The sequence below is a fragment of the Streptococcus sp. VT 162 genome (assembly GCA_000688775.2).
Classification (GTDB): Bacteria; Bacillota; Bacilli; order Lactobacillales; family Streptococcaceae; genus Streptococcus.
Genome location: CP007628.2, coordinates 1217232 through 1235932 on the forward strand (window position 1 = coordinate 1217232; position 18701 = coordinate 1235932).

The window sequence follows — 18701 nt, forward strand, 5'->3', positions numbered from 1 at the left end:
TAATTCCTGTTTATTTACCGTCCTATAAACAACATTCTTAATCTTTCTTACGCTTCATACCAACTAGACCTAGCATTGACAAGATACCAGTACCAACAAACCCAAGCATACTAGAAGCTGTACCAGTATTCGGTAATGATGGTTTTTTCGGTTCTTGTGGTTTAGGTTGCTCAGGTGTATGAGTTACAACCTTAGCTCCCATTGCCTGACTGTTGACAATATTAACAAACGTATTCTCAACATCACCACTTGCGATACGTTCAACTTCGATATAAAAATCAGCGTCAAACGTACCTTTAACACCTAGAGAGTTCAAGAACTCTTTGTCAATAGTATATGACCACTTGCCATCTTTTTCATTCCAGGAAACTTTAACAATCTTCCTGATGAACTCAGAATTTGTACTTTGGTCAAACTCAAATTGGAAGGCATAGACAGAACCTTTAGAAATCTTGTCTCCTGCCTTAACCACTTTACCGTCAGCCAAGACTACATCATAAGGAAGAACCATGTCTTTTTCAGCAAAATATTCTGTACCACGAATGATACCCTTCCAGTTGCCAGTATAGCGATCATGCTTCACATCTAGCTTATCAATACCATCATACTGATAAAGTGTGTCATGTTTTGTAGGAACAGTGACGCCATCAAGAAGATATTGAATGAACTCTCCTACCAGCACCTCTTTGCCATCGAGAACATTTTTACCTGTTTTATCAAGTGCATGTTTTTCAGGCTTCAAATCAGGAACTTGAACAGTTACCAAGTTAGAAATATAGCTATTTCCATAATCAACTTGATAAAAGTCATTTTTGACCAACTCAGCCTTCTTAACAAGCAAACGAGCAGGAAGATCAATCGTGATATTCTTAGCTTGTTTTACATAGTTCTTATAGAATGAAGCAGAATCTTTAGCTACAAACATATAGAACTCACCTTTTGGATTCAAACCAGCTCCCTTCAAAATGTTTTGAATTTCTTCTGTTCGCTCTTTATCCGACAAAACATGGTACATCTTGAACAAATCCTTAACATTTTTACCTGCAGAATCCTTCATAGTGATTTTACTTTCATCTACTTGATATGCACCATCTTGAACATCATCTACCATAGCCCATGTTTTACCATAAGTTTTAGAATCAGCAGTAAATGTTGAATATGGTTTGTAGTCAGTTGTCAAACTGAATTTTACATTCTTATCGAATGTGTTAGCACCATCAATATTATGTCCGTATGCATCAACAATAGCCTTCTCAGGTTTTGGAGTTGATGGTTTCACACGCAAACGTGAATAGTTCACTTTTACTGTAGGCACTTTTGGAAGTTCAGGCAACTCTTTTGGTTTTTCCAATTTTGGTTTTGGAATTTCCTTAGTGTCCTTTTCTTTCAATACAGGCTTAACAGGTGGCTTTTTCAAAACATTAATTGGTACAGAAGCACTTGCCTTACCAAAAATTCCTACAGCCCATCCATTGCCACTAAAAATTTCTTCATCAGTAGGTAAATCTTTCCCTGCTGACCTTGCCTTATCATAAGCCCATTTCCGTTCCAATTCAACTTTTTTAGCAGAATGAACTCCTTCACCATTATGGTAAACAAAATTCAAAGTAGAACCATATCCAACAGATAAAATAGAACCACGAGGAATATCAGCTTCATCTTTTACATTATCATATCCAAGATCTCCAGCCTTTACTCCCAATTCAGGTACATCAGAAGTCCAAGGAGTTTTATATTCACCCTTATAAAAATCCTTGCCATCACGCTTAACCTTCTTCACATCAGAACCATCAGGATTCAAAACAATACCTTCTGTACCATCTTCATAAGTCAAATTCAACTCTTGTCCGTAATCAACATCATTGAACATAGATACAACAGCAACAGTAACTTTCTTATTATCTTTTTCAAGATAAAACTCAATCTTAGTATTAAATTGAACTAAATTCCCATAAACAAAATTAATAGAACCACTATTATCTTCCTTATGAATCGTGATTTTAGTAATTGACAATGGCTTTCCATTTTCCTGCCACTCAGCCTCAACATCATTAAATGTGAACCGAGCAGAGATTTTCTCACCTTTTTCATTTTCAGCGACATTATGTAATGTAAATGAATCACCCTTCTTAGGGTTATAAATTTGACCAAAATAACCAGAAGGTTTTTTAATTAAATCAGCACGACTACCAGTAATAGTTGTATCACTATGTAAACCAATATAATCTTTAACCTTCAACAAACCTTCAACTCCTTCAAATGAAGCAGTCAATTTCTTATAATAGTTTACACTACCACGTTGGCTTTCGTCATAGTCACCATAAATCTTCACATTAGGTTTTTCAGCTTTTAACCCTTTCTTAGCAAGTTCTTCTTTTTGCTTGTTGTACTTAGCAAGTTCACTTTCATAGGTTGCTTGTTTCTTGTCAAAGTCAGATTTTAGAGCATTATTTTCCTTTTCAATCTTTTGATTAAACGTTTTTTGGTCTGCTACGTTTTTGTTATAAGTAGCTTCTTTTTCAGCGTTTTCCTTAGCGATACGCTCATTTTCTGCTTGAACTGCTTTTCGTTCAGCTTCATTGTTGACTTTAGCAGCCTTATAGTCTTCAGTTGTTTTCTTAACAACTGCTTCTTGCTTCGCATAATCAGCTTCAATTTCTTTTTGCTTTTCTGCGACTGTTTCAGAGGTTGCAACACCTTTATCCTGAACAGCGCCAACTTCTACCTTGACACCAGCTTCTTTCGCTTCTTTTACAGATTTATCAAGAGAATCATGAGAAATAGGAACATTTACCTCACTTTTCTTCTCAACAGCAACAGTCTTATCAGATGCGACTTCATCAGCAGAAACCGAACCTGTAGAAACTACCATACCCAACATTGCAAGTGCAAGGATAACTCCACAAGCACCACCAACTTTCATTTTACGGATTGAACCATAAGCCTTATATTCTTGTCCTTTTGACATTTAATTATTTATCTCCTTTTCTAAAACATTTATAACAAATTAAAACTCTCAATCACTTGATGGCGACCGAGAGCGTTTATAAACAACTACAATCATATTTTCTCCTTTTCTACAAACAAAAAAAGCCAGTTTCAAACTGACTTTTTACCTAAATCAAACCCATTTCCCTGAATAGTCAACACGATATTTGCCTTGAACAATTTCATTGCGAGCATAAGAGCCATCAGATTTTAAATAATACCACGAACCATAATATGAATCATAAACCCATTCATTCACAGCCATAGCCCCACTAGATTTAAGATAATAGCTACCTTGCCAAGCATTGCTTACCATATAGCCACCACTCTTAAAATAATACCATACACCATCAATCTTCAACCATTGATGATTAACATAATCGCCACCACTCTTCAAATAGAACCATGAACCATAATATGAATCATAAACCCATTCTTTATCTGCCATCTTTCCATCTGACTTCAAATAATATGAACCATGCCATGTATTTTTAACATAAATACCGTTCTCATTCAAATAGTACCATGCTTTATACGACGAATCATATACCCACTCACTCTCAGCCATTCTACCATCTGACTTCAAATAATATGAACCTTGCCATGTATTAGTCAAACGTTTGCCAGCATTATAAAAATACCATGAACCATTCTCTTTTAACCAACCATTCTTACTAACAGTTGAATTTCCCTGTTTCGGTGGTGAAACATTCGTTTTTGGTTTTTCCTGTTTTTGTGTCGATTGAGAAGGTTTCGTAGTAGCAGAATTCTTCTTATCCTGTTCCTCTTTTCTTATTTTCTCCTTTTCTTTCTCTTCCTCTTCATTTAACTTATCTATTTCTTTAGAAATTCTTTCATACTCTTTATAAGAAACTTGCAATTTTTCTAGCTTGCTTTTTTCAGTTTCCAATTCTTTTTCTTTCTTTCCAAGAATTGACTTTCTGTTACTTTCTGTAGTATTCGCAGGAGTTTTTGTACTAAAATTCTTCTTAGTTGATTTTGAAAGTTGATCATCAGAAACCGTAATAAAACTCATTTCTGTACCATCTTTCAATAAATTCATTGAAAATCCAAAATATTCAGCCTTACTAGGTTCACCCCAATTTAAACCTGAAATAGAATTTGCATGAAGAAATTCGTCACCATCATACAAAAATCTTAAAATTCCATCATAGATAGCACGTTTTAATTCAGCTTTAGTAGATTGTTTTGAAACCGAAGAATACCCTACACTATTTTCATAATATTGATAACCATACTCTTTTTCTTCATCTTCCTTACTAGAAGTAGGCAATCCGTATTCTCTAGCAACCTCATTGATTCCCTTCACATAGTGCCAATCCGAAATTCCTCTATTAGCTTCCTTTACTTTAGCAGAAAGTTTACTAGCAAAATCAATAGACGATTGAGCAAGAGTTAATTCAGGAGTTCCCATTTGCCTTCTTACTTGATTTATCATATCAAAGGCAAAATAATTCAACTCGATCACTACATCTTTAGGAAGATTATCCACATCATAAACTTCTACTTCATCAGAAGTAACCGTTACAAAGTTATTCTTCTGCAATACTAACTTTGCACTTTCAGATTTTAGTATTTCTTCTGCTCGTTCTCGTTCACCTTCACTTTTCTTTAAATTAAAATTATCTTTCAAAGCCTTAGCATACTCCGAGCTTACCTTAATAGTATTCTTTTCACTATATGGCACTTTCAAGGATTCAACTTGTTTCTTCAAGGTATCAACCTTATTCTCAGATTCAACAAGTGAATACCAACGACCATCAGCTAAATAACCAGTAACACCGTTCTTCTTAGCAAGTTCACTTCTTTGACTATCCAATTCTTTAATCTTAGATTGTCTTGCAGAATCAGCATGAACAGCACTACTAAATGCCAACAAAATAGCAGTTGATAAAAAAGCTATTGACTTTTTATATTTCATTCAAATATCCCCTTTTTAAAATGTTATATACATTATATCATATATAGTTAAGAATAAATCTTCTTATTTTAAAATTCAATAATCACTCCATCTTCTCTGAAACGATTATAGGTTCTTTCAATCTTAGACATAATTTTGCTGTAATAACTTCGTGTAAGTTGACCTACAGCATACAGCTGATAATACAAATCATCACAACATTTTTTTGAAGATACATAAACATCAGCACCATTTTTTACATGAGCATAGATTTTCAAATTCCAACAGAATCTACTATAAATTCGGTTATACTCTTTTATGATCCATTCTTCGGAATAAGTTCTTAAACCTTGACCCTCTTTATAACCATATTCTCCGATTTTAACACACCTCTTTCCTACTACTCCATCTTCTCTGCTAGGTCAAGTAAGAATCGCTTCACTTCACTCTTATAAACATATTTTGTCTTATCATCATCAGAAAAGCGAATTGTTTCTTCATAACTCTTTCCTTTAGTCAACATTGCTACCAATCCATGAGAAAACTGATGGTGACAACCTAGATTATCTAAATCCTTCGTTGATAAAACTTCCTCACGTTTCACAGTGAATTTTTCATCAACATTGATAAAATCATCAATCGTACAATTATAATACTTTGCTAGCTTGTAAAGTTTATCAATACTAGGCTCTCGATCTCCACTTTCATAGCGTTTATATGCTTTCTTTTGAATACCTAGAAAGTTTGCTAGATCATCTTCTGACTTATTGTTTCTTTCTCTATACAAAACCAATGCTTTTGATACGTTAATCATTCTTACATATTACCCCCGAAATCTAACACAGAATCCGTAACAATCATAACCAAATACAACATTAAAGAAGCATAAACAGAACCTACAATCATATAGAAAATCATAGGCGGAACAGCGTTCCAAATCAGCACTCTTACAAGTAAAGAAACTTCCTTAAATATCTTGTTTGTCATCTTTTCTCCTCTTCAATTCTTTCTACTCATATTGTTAGTTTACATAAAGGAACGCAATAGATTCCCTTGTGAAAACTAACAATACTTTCAATTCTTATCAGGACAAAACCTGTTTTATAAAAATCTAGTTATTGTTAATTTTTGCAAAAATAAAAAGGCTTATTTTCAAAGCCTTTTTACGTTTTTTCAATAGAATATAGCATAATAAAATGTATGCTCTTATCTTCGCATACTTTCAGCTTCTCAGCCTACTACCTTCGCCAAGGTCACGAATTCAAAGATAACTCAATATCCCCTCTTTCTTACCCAAAGGCATTAGCAAGAATTTACTCTCACACACCGACCATACAACACATAGACCTCACTATCTCACTCTAGCTACCTTCTAAGAAGTATCATTGACTGTTCTCAGCCGTCAGTTCCCTTTTCTTATCTACTAAGGCAAAAGGACGAAACACCCAACATGAACTTTACAAACTCTAAACTCTTTGCCAACTCCATTTACTTATGGTATAATAATACCAATTCAACAAAAAACAAAATATCGTAAACAGCTTAGTAAGATGGAAACACACTTTGCTGGATTTTTGTTTTCAAAAAATATTAGAAAAGAGAAAATTATGACTGAAATCATTATCAAAACAATATCTATCATTTACAACATTTTGAAGTTGCTTATTCATCTTTACATTAAATCTTTTGACTCAAATCCATATTTGACAACTTTTGCTACAATATTCATCATTGTACGTTATCTATGGTTTCCTTAACGTCAGCAAAGAGTTTAGAATCTATAAAGTTTTGTAGACAAATATCTACAATCAGACTCAACTTGACATTTTCCTAAAATTCACGTATAATTAAATTGCTAAATTTTTATATGCGTGTTTAGTCAATGCTTGTCGTTGTCTGACACGTTTTTTATTAAATTTTCAAAGTTCAACTCTTTTTAGTTTTAATGTAATCAACTGATTACATTATCTATTATACAATCAGTTGATTACTTTGTCAATACTTTTTTTAATTTTTTTTAAAATTTTTTTACTTTATTTCAAAAAGGTACAAATTATGGAATTTAAAGACAGACTAAAAGAAACTCGACTGAACAAAAAACTAACTCAAAAGGAAATAGCAAGTTACTTTAACACATCTCCTCAAAGCTATGCACAGTGGGAAAAAGGACTAAGAAAACCATCAGCAGAAAATTTACAAAAACTAGCAGACTTCTTCAATGTTTCCACAGACTATCTTTTAGGTAAAACGGATATTCCTGAACCTGACTTAGAGGTTGACATAGACAACGCTATTGATAACTCAGTTGCCTATGATGGCACACCCATCACAGATAACGACAGAGAAATCATCAAGAACTTTCTAAAGAACTACTTCTCTAATAAAAAATAAGTATGAATCTAAACAAAGTTATAAAAGAGATTGAACAATTAAATTGTCAAGTTATCACTCTTAACAACTTATCAAGTAAAGGTAGATATGTTCTTGCAAATAATAAGCACTTTATCTTCCTACGATCTGACACAACAGAGATTGAAAAAATCAACATACTCCTACATGAAAAACATCATCTAATCAATGACGACTGCAACAACTCACTTTCTCAGATAGATACCTATAAGAATCATATAGAGAATGATAGTGAAAAAGCAAGAATCCTAGACTTTATGAGTTTAGTCAACAATGAATATCCTATAGACGATAGTTTCAATTATCAAGACTATCTCAAAAACGCTGATATTCCTTCTAAATACGAAAACTACGTTAAAGAAATAGCTACACAATTTTACAATGAGAACAAAAAAAATAACATTATCTAAGATAGTGTTATTTTTTTATTTTATTCTAGAATAACATTTCCCCAAAATTCATTATTACAAGTCACAAACAATTCATTTTCTAAATAACCTGTAAAGAATCCTCCACCTTTTTTATTAAAGACAAATTCAACAAAATAAACTTCCAAATCTGCTTCATATTCTTTTTTAATACTCATATCTGAGCCAGCTTCCATTTCATCTAGCTGATCCGAATATTCCTTTAAAAAATCTTTTACAAAATAATTAAACTTTGAAATCATGTTTTTTGGAACTCTATCCTGATAACTTATTTCTTTAATTTCCATATTCTATCTCCTTAAGCATCAATAAATATTCTTAAAATCAAACTTGCAACTTCTTCTCTAGCGCTTGCGCCAGCACTTCTGAATAGTTAATTTTTTCTCGATCAGCAAGACGAACTAACCATTCAGGAACGGTCACATTCTTCCTAATCGCCTTGTTACTTCTCACAAAAGGCGCAGGATCGACTTGAATCATTGATACAAAACCATCTGAAACCTCAATCTTTAAAATATCACTTGGTGTAGGCAAGGCCATCCCTTCATCGATATAAGAAGCTAAAACATTTTCAAGCATTTCTCGAGCATTTTTCATCGCTTCTTCGATATTTTTTCCTTCTGTACCACCACCAAATTCTGGAAATTCTACCCAATATCCTGTTCCTTCTTTATGAAAAATAGCTGGATACGTTTTTAACATTCTACTACCTCCGATATGAAAAGACTTAGGAAAGTAAACATTACAATCCTAAATCTTTGAGAATCTTTCTTTCCAATCCTCTTCCTAAATCTTCATTTCCATGAACTGGAATCGTGACAAGATAAGAAAAACCCTCTTTCTTAAAATGATGATGACTTCCCCTTTGACGAACTTCAACCCATCCATTCTCAAGAGCTAGTTTCACCATTTCTTTACCTGTAAGTGGCATATATCATTGTTACCTCCTTACACTTACTATTGTACGCATTATGTGTATATTTGTCAAACTAAAACATACTACTTTTCTCAATAAATACAAAATAAAATAGACCAGTTTCCTGATCCACTTTATTCTATATTCATTGACTTCTTGGTCAAATTTTGGTCACACTTTGGTCAAAAATTCCAAAAATACTAACCTATTTTAAAAAGCTAACTTGTGATGATTGCCTTTAAACTAACACTTTAAATATTCTTTGCTTTTCTTTACACTTCCCAAAATGCCCCCTGCAGGAATCGAACCTGCAACTACTCCTTAGGAGGGAGTTGTTATATCCATTGAACTAAGGGAGCTAGAGAAAAACCCTGCTGGGTAAGCAGAGTTTTTTAGTCGAATTAACGACGGATTTCTTTGATACGAGCTGCCTTACCTTGAAGTGCACGCAAGTAGTACAATTTCGCACGACGTACTTTACCGTAACGAACAACTTCGATCTTTTCAACACGTGGAGTGTGGATTGGGAAGATACGCTCAACACCTACACCGTTAGAGATTTTACGAACTGTGTAGTTTTCTGAGATGCCTGCACCTTTACGTGCGATAACAACACCTTCAAAAATCTGGATACGTTCACGGTTACCTTCGACAACTTTCGCGTGTACACGAACTGTGTCACCAGGACGGAATGATGGGATATCTGTACGAAGTTGACCTTCAGTCAAGCTTTGGATTAATGGATTCATTTTATTCTCCTATCTTTGTCAATCTTGAGGAACCTTCCTCAGCGGATAAACTGTATTTTTGTGCGTCCATTACACACAAGATACAGTTTACCAAATTTCCACCTAAAAGTAAAGAAATTTATAGCAGAATTCCTAAAAAAATCGCTAGAAAACCGCCTATGTATGTTGAGGCTAAATAGCTATAAAATACCTTCTTGTCACTGATTAGTCTTTGCAGCTCATCATTCAAGGTTGAAAAGGTCGTTAACCCTCCACAAAAACCTGTCGCTAGGATGGCATAGACTTCCTTGGACTCCACATGATTGTAGAGTAGGCCAATCAAAAAACATCCTAGAAGATTGGCAATGAGAGTACCCAGTGGCAATTTAGAAGCTTGATTATAGCGGGAAAAGAAATAACGCACCAGGGCTCCGAACCCGCAGGCGATTGCAAGATAAACGATTACCATTTCTTCCTCCCTAGAACATAAGCCAATAGCAGACCTCCTCCAATACTCAAAAGCAGATAGATGATTAAGCTAAGATAACGCCCGGTATCGAGCAATTTCACAGCATCCAAGAGTAGACTAGAAAAGGTTGTTAAACCTCCGCAAAAACCCGTCCCCAGCGCCAAAACCAAGCCTTTACTAGTTCCCCTATAGACCAGATAGCCTTTCACCAGATAGACCAGGCAGAAAATGCCCAGATAATTGACAAGAAGGGTTCCCCATGGAAAGTCAGGACTGACTGGCAACTGACTAGATAAAAAATAGCGGACAAGGCCACCCGACATAGCAGCTAAAAAAATCCCTAGCGGATAGAATTGTTCTTTTTTCATTTGATGTTTTGATCCTGATAATCACGCGAACGTTTGAGAATGTCTGAAAAAGTCGCGACAATAGTCTCCTGATAACGCTTATCTTCTACTCGATTTCTGACTTTATCAAAAATAACTTCTTCTCTCTTAGTATCTAAAATAGATTTTCCTGATGCTTTCTTATAGGCAACTACACCCTCAACCAACTGCATCCGTTCTTCTAGGAGCTTGACAATTTGATCGTCAATTTGATCAATTTCTTGCCGAATAATATCTAAGTTCATACAGTCTCCTCCTTTATTTGAATTATTGTATCAAAAAGCCTCTAAATAGGCTAGTAAAATCCCAAAATAACTAATAAAAAAAGCACTGACTTCTTCCAGCCAGTGCAGTTTGATTCTTATCCTACTTTTGCAGCCAATTCTTCTGCGAATTGTTCCAAACGTTCGATGTCTTCTTCTTCGGCAGAAAGGTCTACTTTAACACACTCTGAACCTTTTTCAGCTCCTGTCGCTACAAATACACGATCAAAGTCATCAACAGCCTTACAGAATTCGTCGTAGAAGGTATCTCCTGAACCGACTACTCCGTAGATTTTGCCATTCAAGTTGAGATCAGCTAGGTCTTCGTAGAAGTCCATCATCTCATCTGGCAATTCTCCATCGCCATAAGTGTAAGTCGCAACGATCGCGATATCCGCTTCCAAGAAGTCTGAAGCGTCAACAGTCGTACATTCATCAACATCGACATCCAAGCCCAAGTCACGCAATTTATCTGCTACAATATCTGCAATTTCTTCGGTATTACCGGTCATACTGGCAAATACAATTTTTGCTAATGCCATATCGTCCTCCTCAATTTATCTTTCTCCATTATATCATATCTTTTTCATTTTAAAAATAAAAATTCTTGTGCTACAATGAAATGAGAAAGAATTGAGGTTATTTATGGAAATTTGCCAGCAAATATTAGAGAAAATCAAAGAATACGATACCATTATCATTCACCGTCATATGAAACCAGATCCAGATGCCTTAGGGAGTCAGGTAGGTTTGAAAGCTCTTCTCACACACCATTTTCCAGAAAAGACTATCAAAGCGGTCGGTTATAACGAACCAACTCTAACCTGGATGGCGGAAATGGATACTGTCCAAGACAGTGACTACCAAGGAGCTCTTGCTATTATTTGTGATACAGCGAATCGTCCTCGTATCGATGATAAACGCTACGAACAAGCTGCTTTCACCATCAAAATCGATCACCATCCAAATGATGATATCTATGGTGACCTATCTTGGGTGGATACAAGTTCAAGCAGTGCCAGTGAGATGATTGCTTTATTTGCTCAAGAAAATCAGCTAGCTTTGTCTGGTGAAGCGGCACGACTTCTCTATGCAGGAATTGTCGGGGACACAGGGCGTTTTCTCTACCCGTCAACTAGTGCTCGTACCTTTAGAATAGCTGGCCAGCTCCGAGAAATTGATTTTGACTTTGCTGGATTGTCTCGTCAAATGGATACCATGAGCTTCAAGATTGCAAAATTGCAAGGCTTTGTCTATGATCATTTGGAAGTTGATGAGAATGGAGCTGCACGCGTTCTGCTTACTCAAGACATCTTGGAAAAATATAAGGTTACGGATGCTGAAACAGCAGCGATTGTTGGGGCACCTGGCCGAATCGATACTGTTAAGGCTTGGGCTATCTTTGTTGAGCAAGCTGACGGCCACTTCCGTGTGCGAATGCGCAGTAAAATCACCCCTATCAATGAAATTGCCAAACGACACGACGGAGGAGGGCATCCATTAGCCAGTGGCGCCAATTCCTATAGTCTAGAAGAAAACGAACAAATATATAAAGAACTGAAAGAGGTTCTACAGATTCACCAAGGCTAAGAAAAAATTTTCTTGGCCTTTTATATGCTAGATTCTTAAAATATACGGTTTCTTTGTACCTCAGTTTATGGTATAATAAATCAAACTGAATAAAAGGAGACTTAATAATGGAAAAAAATCGTTTGTTTATCCTCATTTCTGCTGGAGTAGCCATCCTTGGTTCACTCTTGCCATGGGCTAGTTTAAATGCAGGTTCTTTTGGATCCTATAGCGTGAATGGTTACCAAGGTGATGGTTGGTTTGTCATTATCGCGGCTATTGTGTCTATTGTTCTTGCGTGCTTGAATAATATGAATAAAGCAATGCCTAAAGGGTTCTCAATTGGTGTCATTGTTGCGGGTGCAATTGCAACTCTCGTTACACTAAATAGTCTCTTTAATGTAAATAAGTACATGTCTAACTTTGGTGGATATGGCATTTCAATCGGCTTTGGTTTGATTTTAGCCATTCTTGCTAGCATTGCACTAGTTGTAACTGGTCTCTTGGCAATGTCAGGTGGTAAAATTACAAAAGAGTCATTTACTGAATTAGCTGAATCTGGTAAAGATTTTGCTCAAACTGTCGGACGTGTAACAAGCTCTACCGTTAAAACTGCAGTCGAAGAAATCAAAAAAGAATCCCAAGAACGTAAAAAAGAAGAAACTACAGCTGATAAAACAGAGACAGCTAAAGAGGAAACCGAGCAAAAAGAAGAAGCTAAGGAACCAGCTAATGTGGAAGCTGAATCAGCAGCAGAAAACGCAGAACCAGTAAAAGAAGAAACTACTGAATCTGAATCTGAAACAAAAACAGAAGCTGAGCCAGTAGCCGAACCAACAGAAACAGAGGCTGAAGCTGAAACTGTAACAGAATCAACAGAAACAGAACCTACTAAAACTGAAAAAGAGGCTAAATCAGCAGAAGAAAACGCAGAACCAGTAAAAGAAACAGAAGTAAAAAATCAACAAGAAGAAAAAGCTCCAAATCAAGAGAACTAATCATTCTTCTACCCTCACTCCAGTAAACACTGGAGTGATTTTTTATCAAGATTTTTAATAAAATCAGGGAAAAGACTTGCCAAACTTATCAGAATCTGATAGACTAGTAAGGTAACAATCTATGGCTCGCAAAGAGACCATGGCAGAAAGGAAATATTGCAAAATGAAAAAAGATATCCATCCAGAATATCGCCCAGTTGTCTTCATGGACACAACTACTGGTTACAAATTCCTTAGCGGTTCAACAAAACGCTCTAACGAAACTGTTGAGTTCGAAGGCGAAACTTACCCATTGATCCGTGTGGAAATTTCATCAGACTCACACCCATTCTACACTGGACGTCAAAAGTTCACTCAAGCAGATGGACGCGTGGATCGTTTCAACAAAAAATACGGTCTCAAATAATGATAAAAAAGAACAGTTACCACTGTTCTTTTTTTGTACTTCTTTTTATGAACCAATCACTACTACTTTCTATGTTGTCAACCTTCACGCTGACACTATAATTGATTTCAAACGAGTTTAAAAAATATCGAAAAGAAGCTTGATATTGAGAATGGTCAAGATGATTGAAACTGCGTAACCTAGGATTGTATTCCACTTGGCATTGGTGAATTCTCCCATCAGTGACTTCTTAGAGGTCAGATAAATTAAGGGGAAGATTGAAAACGGAAGAGCGATTGACAGAAAAACCTGTGAATAGACCAATAACTGATCCAAGGTTTTTTCTTGATGTCCAAACAAGACGGCGACTATAATCACAGGTAGCAAGGCAAAAATACGGGTACCGATACGAATAATCCACTGAGGCAATTTCAGATGCAAGAAACCTTCCATGACAATCTGTCCTGTTAAAGTACCTGTAATGGTCGAATTTTGTCCACTTGCTAAGAGGGCTAGGGCAAATAAAGTTGACAGAGTTGAGCTGGCTATCGCTCCTGCTATTGTCGAATCCTGTAAAGCATTGTACATTTGGGAGAATGCCGAAATTTCAGATGCATGACCAAAAAAGAGAGATGCCCCTAAAATAAGAAGCAAGGAATTGACAATAAAGGCTAGGGACAACTGAAGATTTGAATCCCAGGTCATAAAACGCACAGCTTTTCGAACATCCTTCTTATCTTTGTGATTGATTTTCCTTGTTTGGGATAGGGATGAATGAAGATAGAGATTATGGGGCATGACTGTCGCTCCCACAATTCCTAGAGCCAAGGTTAATTGGCTTTCATGACCTGGTAACGGTGTTTCAAATAAAGTTGAAGTCGGTAAATAACCACCAAAGATACCCTGAATACTTGGATTGGATAAAGCTACCAGATAGGTAAAGATGGCTAATATGGTTAAAATAAGGGTCGTAACAATGGCTTCAATTTTTTTGAAGCCAAATTTCATCAACAACAACAAAAGAAATACATCTAAAACGGTTAAGAGGATAGCGACCATAATTGGTATTTTAAATAAAAGATTTAAGGCAATCGCTGAGCCTAGAACCTCGGCTAAGTCGGTCGCCATTAAAGCTAATTCTAAAATCACCCATAAACTATAGCGAAGCCATTTGGGAGCATGATGAGCTGTTGCCTGTGCTAGGTCCATCCTAGTCACGATACCGAGCTTTCCAGCCATCTGTTGTAACTGCATAGCAATGATGGATGAAATCAAAATAACAAATAAGAGACTATATTTGTAGGAAGCACCACCAACCACACTGGTAATCCAGTTTCCAGGATCCATATAACCAACTGCTACAAGAGCGCCAGGTCCTAAAAATGCTTTTAGATTTTGCCAAAAATGATTGTTATTGGGAGTTTCAATAGATTGGTTGATCTCAGAAAGAGAGACTTTTTTGTAAGAAGACATCGGAATTTTACACTTTCTAATCTGTCTTTACTTATTTTCTTAATGGGATTTTTGAAAATATCATGAAAATAGTTTCCTATTTCCAATTCTCCCTTATTATATCACAATTTAGAATGATTCTTAAGGAAAGAATGATAGTTCAAATAAGCAATATCTGTATTGCAAAAGCCAGCGTTTTCTGACGCTGGCTTTAAAACTGCGAATATTCTTTCTCAACTAGATCGCTTCTGTGACAAAACTACGGCTTTCTAGCACCTTGAGCATGGCATTAGCTGTATCTAGAGCTGTAAAGAGTGGTACACCGTGTTCAATGGCTGAACGACGGATTTGCTCACCATCTTCGTCAGCAGTTCGTTTGGTTCCGACAGTATTAATGATCGCTTGAATTTTCCCTTTGCGGACAAAGCTTGGGATATCTTGTTCATCGTCACCAATCTTACCAACAGGTTGAGCTTGAAGTCCATGACTAGCAAAGAAGGCTGCTGTCCCTTCTGTCGCAAGGATACCATAACCGATATTTTGGAAACGACGAGCCAAGTCCAAGGCTTCATCTTTGGCATCATCAGCGATGGTAAAGACCACATTCCCAAAGGTTGGCAAGTGTAGGTAAGAAGCTTCAAAAGCCTTGTAGAGAGCTTTTTCCAAAGTAGTATCAGAACCCATAACTTCCCCTGTTGACTTCATTTCAGGACCGAGCAAGCTATCTACCTTAGCTAGTTTCGTAAAGGAGAAGACTGGTGCTTTGATATGAACGCGAGTACTTTCAGGATAAAGTCCATCTTGGTAGCCAAGTTCTTCAAGACTTTGCCCAAGAATGAGCTTAGTCGCTACCTGAGCCATAGGGATATTGGTTACTTTTGAAAGGAATGGAACTGTACGGCTGGCACGTGGATTAACCTCAATAACGTAGACTTTTTCATTCTTGATAACAAACTGGATGTTCATCATGCCAAGGCAGTTAAGACCGATTGCTAGGCGTTTGGTGTAGTCTGCGATGGTTTCCTGAACCTTTTGCGACAAGGTTTGTGGTGGGTAAACGGCCATTGAGTCACCTGAGTGGACACCAGCACGTTCGATGTGCTCCATGATACCAGGGATGAGAACATTTTCTCCGTCTGAAATGGCATCAACTTCACACTCTTGCCCAACGATGTAAGAGTCCACAAGAACTGGGTGGTCTGGACTAGCCTTAACAGCAGTACGCATGTAAGAACGGAGGTCCTCTTCGTTTTCAACGATTTCCATGGCACGTCCACCCAAGACATAAGATGGGCGAACGAGGACTGGAAAACCAATCTTACGAGCAGCAAGCACTGCTTCTTCTTCATTGGTTGCTGTTTGACCTGGTGGTTGCGGAATATCCAAGTCTTTGAGGGCTTGTTCGAAGAGGTCACGGTCTTCGGCACGGTCTAGGTCAGCAACCTGTGTGCCAAGGATGGTCACACCTGCTTTTGCCAAAGGTTCCGCAAGGTTAATGGCTGTTTGACCACCGAACTGAACGATGACTCCTTTTGGTTGTTCCAAATCAATGACATTCATCACATCTTCAAATGTCAATGGTTCAAAGTAGAGTTTATCAGATACAGAGAAGTCGGTTGAAACTGTCTCTGGGTTTGAGTTCATGATGATGGCTTCGTAGCCAGCAGCCTGAATCGCCTTAACAGAGTGAACAGTTGCATAGTCGAATTCAACCCCTTGACCGATACGGATTGGACCTGAACCTAGGACAAGGACAGATTCCTTATCAGACTTGATAGACTCATTTTCCCATCCATATGTTGAATAGAAGTATGGTGTTTCAGAGTCAAACTCCGCTGCACAGGTATCGACCATCTTATAGACTGGAACAATCTTGTTTTCCAAACGTAGTTGGCGAACTTGGTCAGCTGTCGTTTTCCAGAGTTCCGCAATCTTACGGTCTGAAAATCCATTGAGTTTAGCAGTTTTCAAGACTTCTAGATCTTGTGGATGGGCACCCAATTCTTGCTCAATTTCAAAGATGTGCAAAAGTTTATCCAGATAGAAGATATCAATCTTAGTCAATTCAGCAATTTCTTCTGGAGTGTAACCACGGCGAATTGCCTCTGATACGTAGAAGAGACGATCATCTTGAGCCTTGACAACTTTTTCAATCAAGGCATCATCAGAAACAGATGCAAGTTCAGGCATTTCATTGTGGTGAACGCCAATTTCAAGAGAGCGACATGCCTTGAGAAGTGATTCCTCGATGTTCCGACCGATGGCCATGACTTCTCCAGTCGCCTTCATCTGAGTACCAAGACGACGCTCACCTTTTTCAAACTTGTCAAATGGGAAACGTGGAATTTTCGCAACCACGTAGTCAAGGGCTGGCTCAAACATGGCATAGGTTGAACCTGTAACTGGGTTGATAACCTCATCCAAGGTCAAACCAACGGCAATCTTGGCAGCCAATTTGGCAATCGGATAACCCGTCGCCTTAGAAGCAAGGGCTGACGAACGCGATACACGAGGGTTTACTTCGATAACATAGTACTTGAAGCTATGTGGATCAAGGGCCAGCTGAACGTTACAGCCACCTTCAATCTTGAGGGCACGAATAATGCTCAAGCTCGCGTCACGTAGCATTTGGTTTTCATAGTCGGACATGGTTTGAGCAGGTGCAAATACAATGGAATCCCCTGTGTGAATTCCAACTGGGTCAAAGTTTTCCATGTTACAAACAACCAAAGCATTATCAGCTGAATCGCGCATGACTTCGTACTCGATTTCCTTGAAACCTGCGATTGAACGTTCAATCAAACATTGGGTAACAGGTGACAGTTTCAACCCATTTTCAGCTATTTCACGAAGTTCTTCCTCGTTGGCACACATACCACCACCAGTACCACCTAGGGTAAAGGCTGGACGAACGATAACAGGGTAGCCGATTGATGCCGCAAAGGCAACTGCTTCTTCAACTGTATTGACAATTTCAGATTCTGGAATTGGTTGCTCAAGCTCTTCCATCAATTGTTTAAAGAGGTCACGGTCCTCTGCTTGGTCAATGGCAGACAATTTAGTTCCCAGTAGTTCGACACCCAATTCATCTAGAATGCCATTTTTAGACAATTCCATGGCCATATTGAGCCCTGTTTGACCACCAAGAGTTGGAAGCAAAGCATCTGGACGTTCCTTACGGAGAATACGAGTTACAAACTCAAGTGTGATTGGCTCGATGTAGACCTTGTCCGCAATCTCCTTGTCCGTCATGATGGTGGCAGGGTTTGAGTTCACCAAGACAACTTCATAACCTTCCTCTTTCAAAGACAAGCAGGCCTGGGTCCCCGCATAGTCAAACTCAGCAGCCTGACCAATAATAATCGGACCAGAACCAATCACCATAATTTTTTGAATATCAGTACGTTTAGGCATTTATAAGATATTAAGGGCGTCAAGCGGACAAAGCTAAAATAGGAGTTATGACGAAGAACTGTCAGTTCTAGGAATAACTATCTTTTTAGCACCGTCCGTAGCCCGTATTCAGTTCAGCAAATACGGACCACCCTTCTCCTTTCTATTTGGCAACTCTCGGGTTGCCATTAAATAAATTCTCCGACGATTTTTTAGAGAAACGATATTTTTCGATAAAAAATCTAGTGCAGGGAGTTTTTAGTTCGCCCAATAGCGACTAAAAGAAACGACCTGCCTTTCTATTCGGCAACTCTCAGGTTGCCATTAAATAAGATGCAAAGGACGAATAGAAAGCGATTGAATTTTAGGAAACCAAGGAAGGATTGACAATCCAGG

General features: G+C 37.5%; 20 protein-coding genes and 1 tRNA gene. 6 read left to right on the forward strand and 15 right to left on the reverse strand.

The genetic code is table 11. From position 1 onward, the window contains the following. Positions 1–37 precede the first annotated feature (37 nt). From V470_06115 to V470_06130, 4 genes are all read right to left on the reverse strand, one after another. Positions 38–2968, reverse strand: a complete 2931-nt coding sequence (locus V470_06115) for a cell wall anchor protein (GenBank protein AHZ47996.1) — start codon at positions 2966–2968, stop codon at positions 38–40. A gap of 153 nt (positions 2969–3121) precedes the next feature. Continuing rightward, entirely contained in the window at positions 3122–4930 is a 1809-nt protein-coding gene (locus V470_06120; GenBank protein ID AHZ47997.1) for a cell wall-binding protein, read from the reverse strand. Positions 4931–4998: 68 nt separating this feature from the next. Further along, positions 4999–5187 carry a hypothetical protein gene (locus V470_06125; protein AHZ47998.1) on the reverse strand — a complete coding sequence of 63 codons (189 nt, stop codon included), beginning with the start codon at positions 5185–5187 and terminating at the stop codon, positions 4999–5001. A 122-nt stretch (positions 5188–5309) separates the two neighbouring features. Further along, positions 5310–5723 carry a transcriptional regulator gene (locus tag V470_06130; GenBank protein AHZ47999.1) on the reverse strand — a complete coding sequence of 138 codons (414 nt, stop codon included), beginning with the start codon at positions 5721–5723 and terminating at the stop codon, positions 5310–5312. Positions 5724–6459: 736 nt separating this feature from the next. Between V470_06130 and V470_10685 the strand changes: the two genes are divergently transcribed. The 3 genes from V470_10685 to V470_06150 all read left to right on the forward strand — a co-directional run bounded on the left by V470_10685 (position 6460) and on the right by V470_06150 (position 7728). After that, entirely contained in the window at positions 6460–6666 is a 207-nt protein-coding gene (locus tag V470_10685; protein AJZ74454.1) for a hypothetical protein, read from the forward strand. 298 nt (positions 6667–6964) lie between these two features. Then, positions 6965–7300, forward strand: a complete 336-nt coding sequence (locus V470_06145; GenBank protein ID AHZ48000.1) for a transcriptional regulator — start codon at positions 6965–6967, stop codon at positions 7298–7300. Positions 7301–7302: 2 nt separating this feature from the next. Beyond that, positions 7303–7728 (forward strand): toxin, encoded by a 426-nt coding sequence (locus tag V470_06150; GenBank protein ID AHZ48001.1) that lies wholly within the window; start codon positions 7303–7305, stop codon positions 7726–7728. 20 nt (positions 7729–7748) lie between these two features. On the opposite strand, the gene V470_06155 is transcribed toward V470_06150, so the two are convergent. From V470_06155 to V470_06195, 9 genes are all read right to left on the reverse strand, one after another. Then, a complete protein-coding gene (locus V470_06155) occupies positions 7749–8033 on the reverse strand; it encodes a hypothetical protein (protein ID AHZ48002.1) in 285 nt (94 codons plus the stop codon). Between the two features lie 37 nt (positions 8034–8070). Continuing rightward, positions 8071–8448 (reverse strand): antitoxin HicB, encoded by a 378-nt coding sequence (locus tag V470_06160; GenBank protein ID AHZ48003.1) that lies wholly within the window; start codon positions 8446–8448, stop codon positions 8071–8073. Between the two features lie 40 nt (positions 8449–8488). Beyond that, complete coding sequence (locus V470_06165; GenBank protein ID AHZ48004.1) at positions 8489–8677, reverse strand: toxin HicA; 189 nt, start codon at positions 8675–8677, stop codon at positions 8489–8491. A 272-nt stretch (positions 8678–8949) separates the two neighbouring features. After that, positions 8950–9021 (reverse strand) — tRNA-Arg (locus tag V470_06170). 42 nt (positions 9022–9063) lie between these two features. After that, the gene (gene rplS, locus V470_06175; GenBank protein ID AHZ48005.1) at positions 9064–9411 is read right to left on the reverse strand and encodes a 50S ribosomal protein L19; all 348 of its coding nucleotides are present in this window, start codon (positions 9409–9411) and stop codon (positions 9064–9066) included. A 118-nt stretch (positions 9412–9529) separates the two neighbouring features. Further along, positions 9530–9859: a camphor resistance protein CrcB gene (locus tag V470_06180; GenBank protein AHZ48006.1), complete on the reverse strand. Its 330-nt coding sequence runs from the start codon at positions 9857–9859 to the stop codon at positions 9530–9532. Next, positions 9853–10227, reverse strand: coding sequence for a camphor resistance protein CrcB (locus V470_06185; protein ID AHZ48007.1), 375 nt, complete (start codon positions 10225–10227; stop codon positions 9853–9855). The genes V470_06180 and V470_06185 overlap by 7 nt, the downstream gene beginning before the upstream one ends. Then, entirely contained in the window at positions 10224–10490 is a 267-nt protein-coding gene (locus tag V470_06190; protein AHZ48008.1) for a hypothetical protein, read from the reverse strand. Before V470_06190 ends, V470_06185 begins: the two co-directional genes overlap by 4 nt. A 116-nt stretch (positions 10491–10606) precedes the next feature. After that, complete coding sequence (locus V470_06195; protein AHZ48009.1) at positions 10607–11050, reverse strand: flavodoxin; 444 nt, start codon at positions 11048–11050, stop codon at positions 10607–10609. Positions 11051–11153: 103 nt separating this feature from the next. On the opposite strand from V470_06195, the gene V470_06200 reads away from it, so the two are divergent. The 3 genes from V470_06200 to rpmE2 all read left to right on the forward strand — a co-directional run bounded on the left by V470_06200 (position 11154) and on the right by rpmE2 (position 13481). Beyond that, positions 11154–12098, forward strand: a complete 945-nt coding sequence (locus V470_06200; protein ID AHZ48010.1) for a phosphoesterase — start codon at positions 11154–11156, stop codon at positions 12096–12098. 107 nt (positions 12099–12205) lie between these two features. Next, positions 12206–13075, forward strand: coding sequence for a lantibiotic ABC transporter permease (locus V470_06205; GenBank protein AHZ48011.1), 870 nt, complete (start codon positions 12206–12208; stop codon positions 13073–13075). A 121-nt stretch (positions 13076–13196) separates the two neighbouring features. Next, positions 13197–13481, forward strand: a complete 285-nt coding sequence (gene rpmE2, locus V470_06210; protein ID AHZ48012.1) for a 50S ribosomal protein L31 type B — start codon at positions 13197–13199, stop codon at positions 13479–13481. Between the two features lie 117 nt (positions 13482–13598). Here the strand turns inward: rpmE2 and V470_06215 are convergent, their stop codons facing one another. Together V470_06215 and V470_06220 are read right to left on the reverse strand one after the other, a co-directional pair. Continuing rightward, positions 13599–14933: a manganese transporter gene (locus V470_06215; GenBank protein ID AHZ48013.1), complete on the reverse strand. Its 1335-nt coding sequence runs from the start codon at positions 14931–14933 to the stop codon at positions 13599–13601. Between the two features lie 216 nt (positions 14934–15149). Beyond that, positions 15150–18326: a carbamoyl phosphate synthase large subunit gene (locus V470_06220; GenBank protein ID AHZ48014.1), complete on the reverse strand. Its 3177-nt coding sequence runs from the start codon at positions 18324–18326 to the stop codon at positions 15150–15152. Between the last annotated feature and the right edge of the window lie 375 nt (positions 18327–18701).